The sequence below is a fragment of the Paenibacillus sp. PL2-23 genome, assembly GCF_040834005.1.
Lineage (GTDB): Bacteria > Bacillota > Bacilli > Paenibacillales > Paenibacillaceae > Pristimantibacillus.
This window is the reverse complement of sequence record NZ_CP162129.1, coordinates 2,446,633-2,460,837: the sequence shown is the minus strand read 5'-3', so window position 1 is coordinate 2,460,837 and position 14,205 is coordinate 2,446,633. Positions and strand designations below refer to the sequence as shown.

The window sequence follows — 14,205 nt, the reverse complement described above, 5'->3', positions numbered from 1 at the left end:
GGTATTCTCGATGTCTATGATAAATATAAGGCAATCCACTCCGACCCATAAGCAAACGCAAGCAGACCGCCTAGCGCCAGGAACGGCCCAAATGGAATGGGCTGCTTTCTTTTCACGACGCCGGCAAGCATCAACAGTCCCCCGATGATTGTGCCAGCCAGGAATGCCATCAGGAATGCGACAACCGCATTCGGGAGCCCGACCACCCAGCCTAGCAGAGCAAACAGCTTCACATCCCCAAGCCCCATGCCGCCCTTCGATACGATAACGACCAGCAGCAGCACGCCGCCGCCGAATAGAAGTCCCCATACATGATCCCAGATGGAGTCAACAGGGTATAACAGCCGAAGCAAGAGGAATAACGGGGCAAACGTAAGTAGAACACGATCAGGAATAAGCATATATTTCAAATCGGAAACGGTTATAATGACGCACATGCTGACCAGGAGCAGTCCAACCAATGTTTCCCATGAATAGCCAAAGGTGAAATAAACCCATAAAAATAAGAAACCCGTCGCCAGCTCCCCCAAAGGATAGACGGGTGAAATCGAGGTTTTGCAGAAACCGCATTTCCCCCCGGACACCAGCCAGCTGATCACGGGAATTAATTGTTTGGCCTTCAGCCTGGCTCCGCAATGCGGACACGCTGACGGCGGATGAACAACGGACAGCTTCATCGGCACCCTTAGACCCACAACGTTGAAGAAGGAGCCAAGAACAAGGCCAAGGATGAAAATATAGGTAGGGATTAGTAGGTTCATAGTTCTCCAATATTTGTCGTTAGTAAGAGAGAGATTATTCAATATCTCAATAACCTCTCTCATGGTTTACTTATAATTATTTACCGCTCTTTAAAACAGTATCACCTGTATAAAATTTAGTAGTTGCAGTTGAAGTCGATTCTGATGTTACACCTGCCTCAGGTGTACCTCCGGTTACTGTAGTTAGAGTGACAGACTGTAATGCTCCAGCTGCAGTGAAAACAACTGTACCACCAGTAATTGCAGCCTTAGAACTAGGAAGAAAGATTTGCGGCTCTAAGTAGCCCATGCTTTGTAATCCACGTGTATCAGAAGAGGTACCAGCACCAGATGCAGGAGCAGTTGTCGTTGTTCCAACAACATAAATGGTTTTACTTGTAAAATCACCGCCAAGTTCAGATGTAACATACAGTCTTGCAGCATCATACACTTGTCTCGCAGTAGCAATATCCGAATCCGTTTTCGTCTTGCTAATAATATTACCAATCAAAGGAACCGCAATAACGGCGATAACCGCCAATATAACGATAACGGCCAGGAGCTCGATCAATGTAAAACCTTTTTCTTCTTTTTTGAATCTCTTTAATAATGCTTGCATGTTTTTCTCCTCCTAAAAATAAAAATATATTTATGAATAGCGGCAGAGGTCTGCAATGGCTTGACACCTCGCGCTTACCCAACGGTAGAATACAGCGTAAACATCGGCAGCAGGATCGCCATGACGATGAGGCCAACGACACCTGCCAGAAATACAATTAACAAGGGCTCAATCAATGATTTTAACCGATCAACCGTGTTGTCGACGTCCATCTCGTAGAAATCCGCCACCTTGGACAGCATGGAATCCAGAGCGCCAGTCTCCTCGCCAACAGCAATCATCTGAGTGACCAAAGGCGGGAATACCCATGATTTTTTGAGCGGATCGGACAACGGGTTGCCCCGGCGCAGCGAATCTGCGGACTGCCGGATCACTTGGCCGATAACGCGATTGCCCACAACCTGCTCCACTATCGCCAACGATGTTAGTACAGGCACAGAGCTGGCGTATAACGACGACAGTGTACGGCTCATCTGGGCGATGGCGCCCTTCTGGTTCAACTTGCCGAAGATGGGAATCTTCAGCTTCGCGTAATCAATAGCATGCTTCCCCTGCTCCGTCCGCTGTATCATGACGAAGGCCGTCACCAGCACGATGACACCCAGCACCCACAAGTACCATTGCTCCGACATGCTGTCACTGAGCGCCAGCACGATTCTAGTAATAAGCGGAAGCTCGGCACCAAAGGAATCAAACATGGATACAAATTGCGGCACAACCGCCTGCAGGAGATAAATGACCGCTGCGATGGACATAAACCCAACCACAATGGGATAAGTCATTGCGGATTTAATTTTCTCCTTGGTCGTATGCGCCTTCTCGAAGAAGGCGGCCAGCCTGTCCAGCGTCCCATCAAGATCGCCAGTCTCTTCCCCCGCTCGCACCATACTGATGAACATCGGCGGGAAAATCCGTTTATGCTCACCAGCGGCCTGAGAGAACGGCACCCCCTTGAGCAAGGAGGAGTGAACCTCCGCCAGCGCCTTCTTCAGCGGCTTGCTCTCCGTCTGCTCCGACAAGATATGAGTGGAATCCAGTAAAGTAACGCCTGCCCGAATAAGTGTAGCGAATTGCCGGCAAAAAATAATGAAATGAATGCCCTTCACGGGATTGCCGATGTACAGCTCTGTCTGCAGGACGGAATGATGAATCTCCTGAACGGATAATACAACCAGACCGCGCTTCCTCAGCTCCTCGACAGCGGTGGTCTTGTCCATGCTTGACATCTTGCCCTTCAGCAATCGACCCCCGATGCCCTTCGCTTCATACGTGAATTGCGGCATTACAGACCTCCTTCCGTCAGATACGGCTTAGCGGCTGCCGGTGTCACGATTCCTTTCTGCAGCAGCTCCTTGATGGACATATCCAGCGTATGCATGCCCAGCGCTTTGCCCGTCTGCATAAGACTTCGGATCTGATGGACCTTCTCGGAGCGGATCAGGTTGGCCGCAGCCGGCGTGTTCATCAGGATTTCGGTTGCGGCAATCCGTCCCTGTCCGGATGACCTCGGCAGCAGCCTCTGCGATATAACGGTCAGCAGGACGGCGGCAAGCTGTGCGCGAACCTGAGCCTGCTGCGGGCCCGGGAAAGCGTCAATAATGCGGTCGATCGTCTGCGGCGCGTCGGTCGTATGCAGTGTTCCAAGCACCAGATGCCCCGTCTCAGCAGCTGTTATAGCGGCAGAAATCGTCTCCAGATCCCTCATCTCGCCTACAAGAATAACATCGGGATCCTGCCTCAGCGCGGCTCGCAAGCCGTTCGAGAAGCTTCTGGTATCCTGGCCGACCTCCCGCTGGTCAATAATGGACGCCTCGCTGCGGTGAACGTACTCGATGGGGTCCTCCAGCGTAATGATATGCTTCTTCTGCGAGCGGTTAATATGATGGATAAACGCCGCAAGCGTGGAAGACTTCCCGCTGCCTGTTGGACCCGTCACAAGAATAAGCCCTTGCGCCTTATCGGCAAGAGGAGCGATAACTGCAGGCATCTGCAGCTGCTCCAGCGTCGGGATGCTCTGGGCAATCAGCCTTGCGGCGATGCTCACATAGCCTTGCTGCCTATATATATTCATTCGGAATCTGCAGTCCGGAAGTGAATAAGAAAAATCTACCTCTCCCCGCTCCTCCAGCTGCAAACGCTGAGCCTCCGTCACGAGAGCGGCCGCATAGCCTTCCGCTTCCTCCGCGGTAACCTTGTTGTCCGCCGCCGACTTCAACGCGCCGTCAATCCGATAGGAAGGCGGCGACCCTACCGAAATATGAAGGTCAGACGCCTTCTGCTCCCTCGCGCCTTGCAATAATCCAATAATCGTTTCTATTGACGACATATAGCTTCCTCCATGCGACTGCGTCTTCCCTTGCTAAGAGATTGCCCGGACTTAATGGGCGACCGTCTCGCGCAGTACCTCCTGCAAAGTTGTAATGCCGCGAGCGACCTTGTCCAGACCATCGTCCATGAGCTGAATCATGCCTTGACGGGCTGCCGCCTCGCGAAGCTCAAGCACTGAGGCGCCGTCCGTAATGAGCTTGCGGATGCTGTCGTCCACGATAAGCACCTCGTGAATGGCGACTCGGCCCCGATAGCCCGTGCTGTTGCAGCTGCCGCAGCCTCTTCCCTTGTACAGCTTGTCGAGCTCAGCATACCGATGCTGAAGAAAGATTCTCTCCTGCTCTTGGATGGGATGAGCTTGTCTGCAATCCGGACATACACGTCTCACCAGCCGTTGGGCAACGACGCCGAGAAGCGATGACGCCATCAGATAAGGCTCGATGCCCATATCCCGGAATCTTGTAATGGTGCTGACGGAATCATTGGTATGCAGCGTCGACAAAACCAAGTGGCCCGTCAAGGAGGCGCGAATGGCAATTTCCGCCGTTTCACTGTCTCGAATCTCGCCCACCATCACGACGTTAGGATCCTGACGAAGAATCGATCTCAGGCCCGCCGCGAAGGTGAGTCCGATATTGGGACTTACCTGCACCTGATTGATGCCCTCCAGCTGGTACTCCACAGGGTCCTCGACGGTAATGATGTTCGTGTCTTCCCGGTTCAAATGCTGAAGCCCGGAATACAGCGTCGTCGTCTTGCCGCTGCCCGTGGGTCCCGTAATCAACAGAATGCCGTAAGGCTTGTCGATCATGCTCTGGAATAACGTCAGATTGCGCGAGCTGAAGCCAAGCTGGTCGATCGACTTGACGCCGGTGCTTAAATCCAATATCCGAAGCACAATCTTCTCTCCGTGGATGGTCGGCAGCGATGATACACGGATATCGACGGCCTTGAAGTCGACATGCATCTTGATGCGGCCGTCCTGCGGCAGCCTGCGCTCCGCGATGTTCAGCTTCGCCATAATCTTCAGCCTCGCCGTAATAAAGCCCTGCATCTGCTTCGGCACTGACCGCTCTGTGCGGAGGACGCCGTCGATCCGGTATCGGATCGTTACGTTATGCTCGCTGGGATCGACATGAATATCCGACGCCCTGAGCTGAACGGCCTGCTGGATCATCTGATTGACGAGGCGCACAACCGGCGAATCCTCATCCAATATTTCGTTCTCCTGAATGTCATCCGAGCCGGACAAATCCACCAGCATCTGGTTCATGGAGTCCTGCAGCCCGTAATGTCTTGCAATCGCTCGCTGCAGCTCGTCCCTTGTGGAGATCGCCGGCTCAATTCGGAAGCCGGTGCTCATGCGGAGCTCTTCAATGGCGAAATAATCAAGCGGATCCGCCATCGCCACCATCAAGCGGCCTCCCTCCTTCTGAAGGGGGATAGCCTGATAGCGTCTGGCCATGCTCTCCGGAATAATCTGGGTGACGGCGGGATCGATCTGGAATTTATAGAGACTGACATGCGGAATGCCGAGCTGGAATTCCAGCACCTCAATCAGCTGCTGCTCCGTTATGTAGCCTTGTGATATGAGCAGGTCGCCCAGCTTCTGCTTGGTCTGTCTCTGCTCCTGCAGAGCCTCCTGAAGCTGAGCTTCAGAAATAATCATGCTCTCCACAAGCAGGTCGCCCAGCCTTTTTTTGACGGCAGCCATAGCTCCAACCCCTGTGTATCGCTCTATGATAGAATAGATATAGAGAACGATATAATATTAGTTCTTCAGACCTAAATCAAACGACTGACCTGCAAATTGTATTCCAATGTGCCTAAGCCCGCAAGAATTCATAGTTTTTGTTGCAACTATGCGCCCTGTCGCTTACACTGATTATATCGTATGAGCGTCAAATTACAACAGCTTTCGAGGGTAATTGGGCAATTAGTATCATATGACATTCCTAATTTAGGAGGAGGATGTAAGCTATGAAGCTTTCAAAGTTTCAGCAGAGAGTTTCTGCCATCCTGGTCGTCACTTTATCTGCTATGCTCTTTACATACGCGGGCGACTTCCGGAGCCGGGCGGATGCGGCCACGATAACGGATGCGGTGACGTTAAGCACCGGAGGGAAGTTCGTGTCAGCAAGCGGGAGCAGCGTATCCGCGTCGGCTGATGTCTATTCCTTCAACGAGCTGTTCGTCATGGAGGAGCACGGCTCCGATATCGTCGCCTTCAAATCCAAGCTGGGCGGCACCTATCTGTCCTACAAAAATGCGAGCTCATCCAACAGCTACGCATTAAGCGCCGTTACCGCAACTTCCGCCGGCGATACGGAGAAATTCAAAAAGACGGATATGCAGAACGGCAGCTTCGCTCTTCAATCCAGCAAGAAGATTAGCTCGACATACAGATTTGTAGAGCGGAACCAGAACGGTACACTGTCCATCGAGAAGGAAAGCACGTCCCAGCGCTTTACCCCCGCCGCGAGGAATCTGCGTGCCACGGTTAACGTGCTGGAGATTACGCAGACCGGGGCATCCGATCTGGCCGGCTTGATCGGCGGCAAATCGCTCCTGTCCATCAAGACCTACAGCATGAAGGAGTTCGTCGCCTCGCGCGAGACGCTGAATGACAAATACGACGCGATCTACATCGGCAGAGGCATCTACAGCCCTGAGCTGCCTCCCAAGCTGACAACCAAAAACGATAGAATTAACGCCCATAACACCAAAGACATTCAGAATGATATTACCCAGCTGAAGGCGAATGAAATCACCCGCCAGTTTATCGACGCCGGGCTGCCCGTTATCTTTTACAGCGACGCAGGCAAGAAGCAAGGCGTGGAGCACCAGCCTAAGTACAATAACCGGGACGGTCTGCTGAAGAGCAATTTCGCCAAATATAACACCAATGCATTTAAACGCTCCAACGTTGTTTTTGTGAACGAGTCCCATTTAGCTTCCACTTCGGCTTTCAATGCCCGAATTAATCTGCTGGAGGAGGGCAACAAGCGCCCTCAGCTGACGGTCACAGCGCAACCGGTTGACTACACCAGCAACCAATCCTCCGTCTATGTGCCGGGCGACACCATTACGTTCGGATATGCGGTTGGCAACGTAGGCGACCTAAGCAAGAAATCGATGCATGTGAATTTGTACATCGGCATGGACAGCTCGCTGCCATTCGGCGCGGAGCAGCTTGTAGCGACGGAGAATGTTGTCACCTCCACTGGCTCGATCTCCTATACATTGCCGCCTGGCTACACCGGGGTGCAATATTGGAGACTGGAGCTTGCCGATCTGAACAGCCCGCTTATCGATGCCAAGACGGGTGTCTACCGCTTCAAGGATCGCAAGATTAACATTAACGTGCTGCAGGTCATGCCGAACAACAGCACAAGCAGTAATCTGAACACGACGACCAACCTGAACGGCGCCTATCTCTCTCCCACAACCGGAGACAAGAAGGACGCCTACTCGATCAAGGTAGACGCCAAGACGATCACGCAGTTTAATCTCACGGATTACCAGAATCTGAACGGCAAATACGATATGATTATTTTTGGCTACAGCGATTATTACAACAACTATGCGCCAATTAACGATGCGGCATCGGCTGCTGTACTGGACTTTATCGCTACGGGCCAAAGCGTTATGTTCACCCATGACACCATATTCCTGAACAGCAACGTCAACAACAAGAACTGGGTGGAGAAGTTCAGCACGGTATCCGGCCAGATTCAGCCGCAGACAGATATGGGCTTCGGCAACCCCGTCAGCTCCAACAAGACGGAGAAAGTGAATGACGGACTGCTTACGCAATACCCATTCCTGCTGAACGACACAACATCCGTCGCAGCGACACATAATCAGTATTTCACGCTGGATCTTGAGGACCCGACGGTTATTCCTTGGTATAACATGATTGATTCGACACGCCGTACGCCAGGGGACAGCTGGAATCATTATTACACCTATTCCAAAGGCAACGTTACGTATTCAGGCTCCGGCCATACGAATACCAAATTCCCGGATTGGGAGCAGCAATTATTTGTCAATACGATGTATCGGGCTTATATGGGCTCCAATCACGCGCCGCAGCTTACGGTTAACAGCCCTGTGGAGTATGATCCGGCCAAAAACAACTTTATCCCGTCGTATTCCGATATTCTGATTAACTATTCGGCTTATGACCTGGACCTGAACGATCGTGATCTTACGACATCCGTTAACCTGATCTACAACAACCAGTCGGTACCGCTCATTACGAAGCAGCAGGTGTACACTGGCGAGACCATTAACATGTCCGTTCCGAATCCGCTTCCGCAGGGCGGTGATCTGACCATTGAGATCAAGGCCTGGGATCCGCAAGGTGCGGAGGTTGTGCAGAACGTTAAGGTGAAGGTTGTCAAGGTGGAGTCCAACCTGGCGCTGCAGCGTACCCCTTCCGCCAATGTTGTCGACAACAAAATCAAGACAAACGACACGGCTGTATTTACTTACACCGTAACGCCGAAGGCAATCGACAAATCGCTTGCACTGCCAGCGGATCGTATGATTATCAAGGACCTGAGCTTCTCCGAGACGTTCCCACCCAATCTGGAGATCAGCTCATTGCCAAGCGGATTTACAAAGTCCGGCACGTTGGCGCAAGGCTATACCGTAACCGGCCAGTTGGCGAATATTCCATATCAGCTGTCCGGCAACTCCTTTGTAGCTAGTCCTATTCTGTTCAATATTTCGGTTATTCCGAAAAAGGACGACTTGTATTCTCTTATGAATGCGACGCTGCAATATTCTGATGTGGGAGGACAAGCTTCAAGAACCTTGCAGTTCCCGTCCTACATCCTGCAAGCCATCACCATGATTGATAGAATTCAGCTGTCCAATATGACGATTCTGGAAGGCGACAAAAAACCGGTTATCCCTGTCTTCACTCCAGAGAATCCCACTATCAAGCAGCTGCAATGGGAGTCGGACAGACCTGACATTGTGACGGTCAACAGCAGCGGCATCGTGACGGGCATCAAGCCGGGCACAGCCGTTATCAAGGCTACGGCGACGGACGGCAGCAACAAATCGGCCACCGCGACGGTTAACGTCATACGGCCGGGCTTAAATATTATAGGCGGCGATCGAGTTGCCGTTGGCGAGACGCTGTCGCTTGCTTCAAGTCTGAATACAGCCGATTACGAGGTTATTGAGTCCTATTCCTGGTCCATTACTCAAGGCAGCTCTAATGCTTCCTTGCAGTCAACAGGCAGCAATGCCACATCGGTATCAGGCTCACGGACGGGTACCGCAACCGTATCGCTAACTGTTACAACCAATCAGACGGACAGCGCGACGGGCAACAAACGGACCTACTCCACATCCAAAGTAATAAGCGTATATTCGAAATTATCGGGTCTTACCTTAACAGGAACGGATCTCGAAATCGAACAATCGAAACGCCTGACTCCTGTATTCATCCCGGCTGATGCTACATTCAAAGCCGTGAATTGGAGCTCCAGCAACAGCAATATTGTTCGTGTCGATTCCAATGGCAATGTATTCGGCGCAGGTGTAGGTCAGGCTGTCATTACTGTTGCCACGATTGACGGCAGCGGCTTATCAGCCAATGCCATCGTGAACGTAACCGTTCCGAAACCAATCATCCAGGCCGCTGACCGAGTGCCGCTTGGCGGAAGCTTCAACGTAGTGGTTGATCAAATGAAAGAAGCCCAGAATGATCCCGTTCGCGGGTTCAGGTGGATCATCGACAGCAACGCTTCTCATGTCGAGCCCATTTCGGATCCAGTACTGAACCAAGTGACTTACAAGGCGCTGAAGGAAGGCACTGTAACGGTTCGCCTGGAGCTGACAACCTTGAACGGCCGTATCTATTCTTCTGATGCAGAGAGCATTCTCATCGAACCCGTCACGTTATGGCTCAAGGATACCAAAACGATGGATCCTGGGCAGACAGCCGACCTATGGGAGGAGCTAAGCTCCAATCCAACAGTAGGCAAGGATATGATTAAGGAATCGCTTAGCTGGTCCAGCACAGATCCCGACATTGTAAGCGTCGACCCCGTGACAGGCGTCATTACCGCCCATCAGCCTGGGTCAGCAACCATTATTGTAGGTTATGCCTTTGACACTAATATCACTGCAGCCATAACCGTCATCGTCAGCCGGCCGCCAATTACACCATTATTGCCTGATGGAGAAAGCAAATACTGAAGAAGAAGCCCCTCGGGAATAAACTCCCGAGGGGCTTCTTCTTTGGTTCAATTATTGGCTTCCATGCTTTAGCTGTCGCTTGCCAATCAACACGCTAATTTGCTTTACCCTTGGCAAGCCTGTATTTTGATCCTCAAATATTTGTTTATTGTAATCAATAATAAATCTGGAATCCAATTCATTGACGGACGGCAGCGACTGAATCGTATTAAAATCGATGCCTGTCTCATCAGGTTTCTCGGTCACATGGCCAAGAACCGCGTTAATCGTCAAATCGCCTTTGGCAAAAAAACCTCCGTTCAGCCAAAACATAGAGCCTACGCCATACAGCTCCGCCTCGCCATCCGTATAAAAAAACGCATCCAATGTGTTTGCTCTAATGGTCGCTTCGTCCTCGAATCGGCCAAAATTGGTAAACGCCTCAAACCGGTTTAACAATATCTTAGGCTTAGAGATCAGCACAAGCTGCTTTACCGCGCCATTCTCTTCAATCCCCTGCAGCTCCGCATCTTGTACAATCGTCGTGGGGTCAGCCTCCCCCAAGCCTAAACAAAAGATGGTGCTGTCCACTTTAATATTCTCACCCGTAATGGCAACGGTTCCCGTTACGAGAATATTGGCCTTCACGATGAGATCCTCTACGCTATAGTTGTCAATCTTGAGATCGCCGTTTACGATAAACCATTTGCCCTTGGACTTGGCGTCGACAGCGTCCAAATCCAGACCATATACCAGCTGCTTGTAGGAAATGCCATCCAGCGTCAAATCATCATCAAATATGACCGATCCAGTTAGAGGACTGTTAAATAAGCTTAAATAGTTGTCCTCGTAATCCTTTCTCTCTATCTCGTAGGCTAGGACCTCGTCGGCGTCATCCCAATTAGGAAGCTTGGGCTCAGCCCTGTACGTTATTCGACCAACTCCATGTTCCACCAGCTTCTGAATAAAAGGATTCAAGTTAGCTTCCGAGAATACTGCCTCAAGCTCTTCCCGAAGTCCTGGCGGAGAACCCGCCGCTTCAGCCGCCTTGTCCAGGAAGGATTCCTCTACATTGATGGATATAAATTTGCTGGAATCACGAATGTGAACATTTTCATAGCCAACCCCCGCAATTTCCTTCAGCTTGCTGGGATTATTGGTCGGTATAGACACATAGCCCCCTGCCAATGGATCGTGATATTTAATCGAGGCAAGTGATTGCACAAACAAATCCCCATCAATTTCTGGATATTGTGTTGGCTCTCGCAGCACAAGGCCTTTGTATGTATATTCCGCTCGATTGTCAATTAACAGCTCACCGCCGGCATATATGTTGCCCATCCCATACGGCGAGCCGTTCATAATCACATTTTGCTCCGAGCCGTACGCATATCGTAAAAACTCAGGATACGAATCAATATATACCTCCTGCACCAGCGTTCTCCTTACGCCGTTCACTTCGGCCTCGGCCGTTAACGTAAGCTTATAGCTGAGATCATTCAGTTCATCCTTCACGACCTCAATATCTGTAATTTGAGCCCCAGCCCCCAGCAATTCTGTATTGGTGGCAGAACCGGTTAGCAACGCGATCTCATCGGAGTCCTTCTGCTGCAGGCTGTCCATATACAACTGGAGCTCATCCGGGCTAATATCCAGCCGTCCATTATATTCAGAGACCAGATACGAGACTGCCTCATTCAGCGCCTTTTCCGCCAAATGTAAGCTTTGCACATCATTTTCCTTCGTCTCGGTCCGAACCGCTCCCCCAAGACTGGCGCCGAGAATGGATACCCCAAGCAGCGTAAACAGAAGGATCATAAAGACGACAAGCATCAAGGCATATCCGCGTTCATCGTTCCGTATCATCGCTTATCCATCCCCTAAAAACCAAATTTGCTTCTAAGCGTAAGCTGCTTCGATTGGCCTTGCACCGCCTTGCTAAGCACCAGATCAATTTCGATCAATCCTGTCGCACATTCTCTTGGTCCGTCCTCGGACTCCCCATAACCTTCACAATCCAGCTTAATGGAGGAGCCGCTTTCGATTGTCGAACTAATTACAAGAGGGGCGTTGCGAATATGGAGCTGTCCCCCGTCGATATAGATGTCGTTAAGTCCCGCGACGCCCGTCTCGATAAGCTGAATGCCGTTGGACTGCTCTCTCACCTTGTCCGGAGCGATTGTATACAGCTCGTTGATGATGGCTGACATCAACAGGTCCGCTTCGTCCCTCAGTCCGTTTTCAATTTGAATTTTGTTATGCGAGGAGACACCGAAAGTAATGACTGTATACATAATGCCGCCGAAGATGGAGATAAGCGCCATGGATGCGATAAGCTCAATCAGGGTAAACCCCTTTTCGCCTGACTGCAGCCTCTTAGCGTATTCTTTCATTTGTGATATACCCCTCCACTCTGGTTTCCTCGCGGGCATTGCCGCTTCCCTCCGCCAGCTTCACCACTACGCTAATCGGAATGAGGTAGCTCTCCATCTCCGCGCCAAGCTCCGCCATAAGCTCCGGCTGGTATTGAATTGTAATCTGATATTGGATTCCGTTAACGGTCGGCATAAGCACCTCAGGCAGCTGATCGCCATTGGATACAAGCCCCCTGACTCTCCCCGAACATATTGCCGTTGTGCAAGAAATTTCTCCACCGTTGACGGGATTGGCGAAATAGGTGCGAATGGGGCCAAACTCCTGCTTTTCCATATAAAATAACGCGTTGCGCGCCAGATTGATCATAACCGTCTTGCTTTGATTGCCTTTGGCGTATGACATCGCGTTGGTGAAGAAGGTCGTCATCGCCAGAGCAACAACGGACAAGATCAAAAAAGCGGCAATCACTTCGACAAGCGTAAATCCCCTCTCACGGTCCGACTCCCGCTTATGCAACTTCCACATGCATGTCACCTGCCCCCGACGTCAACCGCATGCTTGCGGATTCCGCCCATTGTTTCTTTCTATTCTACTATATTGACCCTCTTATATCTATCCATTTCGACACTATTACGACACCTTTCACCTATAGCAATAGGCAGGATGAACCATTTCAGATTCATAGGCAGGATATGCTATACTGGAGGACATGGAACAGTGGAAAAAGAATCTAATCGTCTTATGGTTCGGGCAATTTCTTGTGATGGCGGGCATGACAATGATTATCCCGTTCCTCACCTTGTATCTGCAATTCGAGCTCGGCTTGTCCGATCCGCATGAAATCGGCTTATGGGCCGGCGTTATATTCGCAGGCAACTTCGTAACGGCATTTATTTTCCAACCGATCTGGGGCAAGCTGGCTGACCGTTATGGCCGCAAGATGATGCTGCTCCGCTCCGGCTTCGGCATGGCCATTGTTATGGTGCTGATGGGCTTTGCGACCAACCCTTGGCATCTGCTGCTGCTTCGTATGCTGAACGGCACCATATCGGGCTTCAACCCTGCGTCTATCGCACTCGTCTCTGCAACAACGCCGAAGGACCGGATGGGCTTCGCCATGGGCTCCCTGCAATCGGGAGCGATTGCGGGCACCATTCTCGGTCCGTTCATCGGCGGACTGCTGGCGGATGCAGTTGGCTTTCGTCCTATCTTCTATATTACGGGAGCCCTGCTGTTCATCGCTTCGCTGCTGGCGTTGTTTGTCGTGAAGGAATCCTTTGACCTGGCCAAGGCGGCGAGGCGCGTACAGGCCTCCGTCCTGCAAGGGTTCAAGGTTATCAGCCGCATCCCGCAGCTTATGGCGCTGTTCGGTGTAACCCTGCTGATCCAGTTCGCGAGCATGAGCCCCATGACGCTCATTCCGCTATTCGTGCAGGAGCTGCATGGCACGACCGCCAATCTAGCGTTCTGGGCCGGCTTTGTAGGCTCCGTAACAGGCCTGTCCAATATGGTGGCCGCGCCATTGCTTGGACGGCTAAGCGACCGTATCGGCGCGGAGCGGGTGCTTGCGGTCTCACTAATTGGCGCTGCGCTTGCCTTCATTCCTCAGGCGCTGGCGGATACCGTCTGGCAGCTGCTGCTCGCCCGATTTGGGCTTGGTCTCTTCCTGGGCGGGTTGATCCCCGCAGTCAACTCGCTTATCCGTCAATATACGCCGGATGGCATGGAGAGCCGGGCGTACAGCTTCAATACCAGCACGCTCAGCCTGGGCAACATGATTGGACCGATTACTGGCGGCATTCTCTCCGGCTATATCGGCATTCAAGGCTTGTTCTATGTATGCGGCGCGCTTATGCTGCTGAATGGCATCTGGGTATGGCTGACCTTGATCCGACGTCGGCCGCAGAGGTTCAAATCCCAGCAACAGGCAGGCGAATAAGAGAC

At 51.6% G+C, this 14,205-nt stretch carries 10 protein-coding genes; 2 read left to right on the top strand and 8 right to left on the bottom strand.

Features of this window, described 5'->3' with window-relative positions; genetic code table 11:
* Positions 1-14: 14 nt before the first annotated feature.
* The 5 genes from AB1S56_RS10310 to gspE form a co-directional block, all read right to left on the bottom strand.
* Complete coding sequence (locus AB1S56_RS10310) at positions 15-761, bottom strand: prepilin peptidase (protein ID WP_340870728.1); 747 nt, start codon at positions 759-761, stop codon at positions 15-17.
* A gap of 76 nt (positions 762-837) precedes the next feature.
* Positions 838-1,359, bottom strand: a complete 522-nt coding sequence (locus AB1S56_RS10305; RefSeq protein WP_340870727.1) for a type II secretion system protein — start codon at positions 1,357-1,359, stop codon at positions 838-840.
* Between the two features lie 74 nt (positions 1,360-1,433).
* Complete coding sequence (locus AB1S56_RS10300; protein WP_340870726.1) at positions 1,434-2,642, bottom strand: type II secretion system F family protein; 1,209 nt, start codon at positions 2,640-2,642, stop codon at positions 1,434-1,436.
* Positions 2,642-3,685 (bottom strand): type IV pilus twitching motility protein PilT, encoded by a 1,044-nt coding sequence (locus tag AB1S56_RS10295; RefSeq protein WP_340870725.1) that lies wholly within the window; start codon positions 3,683-3,685, stop codon positions 2,642-2,644. The genes AB1S56_RS10300 and AB1S56_RS10295 overlap by 1 nt, the downstream gene beginning before the upstream one ends.
* A 51-nt stretch (positions 3,686-3,736) precedes the next feature.
* Positions 3,737-5,401: a type II secretion system ATPase GspE gene (gene gspE, locus AB1S56_RS10290; protein WP_340870724.1), complete on the bottom strand. Its 1,665-nt coding sequence runs from the start codon at positions 5,399-5,401 to the stop codon at positions 3,737-3,739.
* 266 nt (positions 5,402-5,667) lie between these two features.
* Here gspE and AB1S56_RS10285 point away from each other — a divergent pair, with 266 nt between their 5' ends.
* Positions 5,668-9,906, top strand: a complete 4,239-nt coding sequence (locus AB1S56_RS10285) for a DUF5057 domain-containing protein (protein ID WP_340870723.1) — start codon at positions 5,668-5,670, stop codon at positions 9,904-9,906.
* A gap of 51 nt (positions 9,907-9,957) precedes the next feature.
* Here AB1S56_RS10285 and AB1S56_RS10280 read toward each other — a convergent pair whose 3' ends face one another.
* From AB1S56_RS10280 to AB1S56_RS10270, 3 genes are read right to left on the bottom strand one after another with little or no spacing between them, the layout of a single operon-like run.
* Positions 9,958-11,751, bottom strand: a complete 1,794-nt coding sequence (locus tag AB1S56_RS10280; RefSeq protein ID WP_340870722.1) for a hypothetical protein — start codon at positions 11,749-11,751, stop codon at positions 9,958-9,960.
* A gap of 14 nt (positions 11,752-11,765) precedes the next feature.
* Positions 11,766-12,278: a prepilin-type N-terminal cleavage/methylation domain-containing protein gene (locus AB1S56_RS10275; RefSeq protein ID WP_340870721.1), complete on the bottom strand. Its 513-nt coding sequence runs from the start codon at positions 12,276-12,278 to the stop codon at positions 11,766-11,768.
* Positions 12,262-12,786: a type II secretion system protein gene (locus tag AB1S56_RS10270; RefSeq protein ID WP_340870720.1), complete on the bottom strand. Its 525-nt coding sequence runs from the start codon at positions 12,784-12,786 to the stop codon at positions 12,262-12,264. The genes AB1S56_RS10275 and AB1S56_RS10270 overlap by 17 nt, the downstream gene beginning before the upstream one ends.
* Positions 12,787-12,970: 184 nt before the next feature.
* On the opposite strand from AB1S56_RS10270, the gene AB1S56_RS10265 reads away from it, so the two are divergent.
* Positions 12,971-14,200: an MFS transporter gene (locus AB1S56_RS10265; protein WP_340870719.1), complete on the top strand. Its 1,230-nt coding sequence runs from the start codon at positions 12,971-12,973 to the stop codon at positions 14,198-14,200.
* The last annotated feature ends 5 nt before the right edge of the window (positions 14,201-14,205 follow it).

What these genes read in the sequence shown, in the direction of transcription:
- AB1S56_RS10310 (WP_340870728.1), bottom strand. Translation starts at nt 761, where the DNA reads ATGAACCTACTAATCCCTACCTATATTTTCATCCTTGGCCTTGTTCTT.
- AB1S56_RS10305 (WP_340870727.1), bottom strand. Translation starts at nt 1,359, where the DNA reads ATGCAAGCATTATTAAAGAGATTCAAAAAAGAAGAAAAAGGTTTTACA.
- AB1S56_RS10300 (WP_340870726.1), bottom strand. Translation starts at nt 2,642, where the DNA reads ATGCCGCAATTCACGTATGAAGCGAAGGGCATCGGGGGTCGATTGCTG.
- AB1S56_RS10295 (WP_340870725.1), bottom strand. Translation starts at nt 3,685, where the DNA reads ATGTCGTCAATAGAAACGATTATTGGATTATTGCAAGGCGCGAGGGAG.
- gspE (WP_340870724.1), bottom strand. Translation starts at nt 5,401, where the DNA reads ATGGCTGCCGTCAAAAAAAGGCTGGGCGACCTGCTTGTGGAGAGCATG.
- AB1S56_RS10285 (WP_340870723.1), top strand. Translation starts at nt 5,668, where the DNA reads ATGAAGCTTTCAAAGTTTCAGCAGAGAGTTTCTGCCATCCTGGTCGTC.
- AB1S56_RS10280 (WP_340870722.1), bottom strand. Translation starts at nt 11,751, where the DNA reads ATGATACGGAACGATGAACGCGGATATGCCTTGATGCTTGTCGTCTTT.
- AB1S56_RS10275 (WP_340870721.1), bottom strand. Translation starts at nt 12,278, where the DNA reads ATGAAAGAATACGCTAAGAGGCTGCAGTCAGGCGAAAAGGGGTTTACC.
- AB1S56_RS10270 (WP_340870720.1), bottom strand. Translation starts at nt 12,786, where the DNA reads ATGTGGAAGTTGCATAAGCGGGAGTCGGACCGTGAGAGGGGATTTACG.
- AB1S56_RS10265 (WP_340870719.1), top strand. Translation starts at nt 12,971, where the DNA reads ATGGAACAGTGGAAAAAGAATCTAATCGTCTTATGGTTCGGGCAATTT.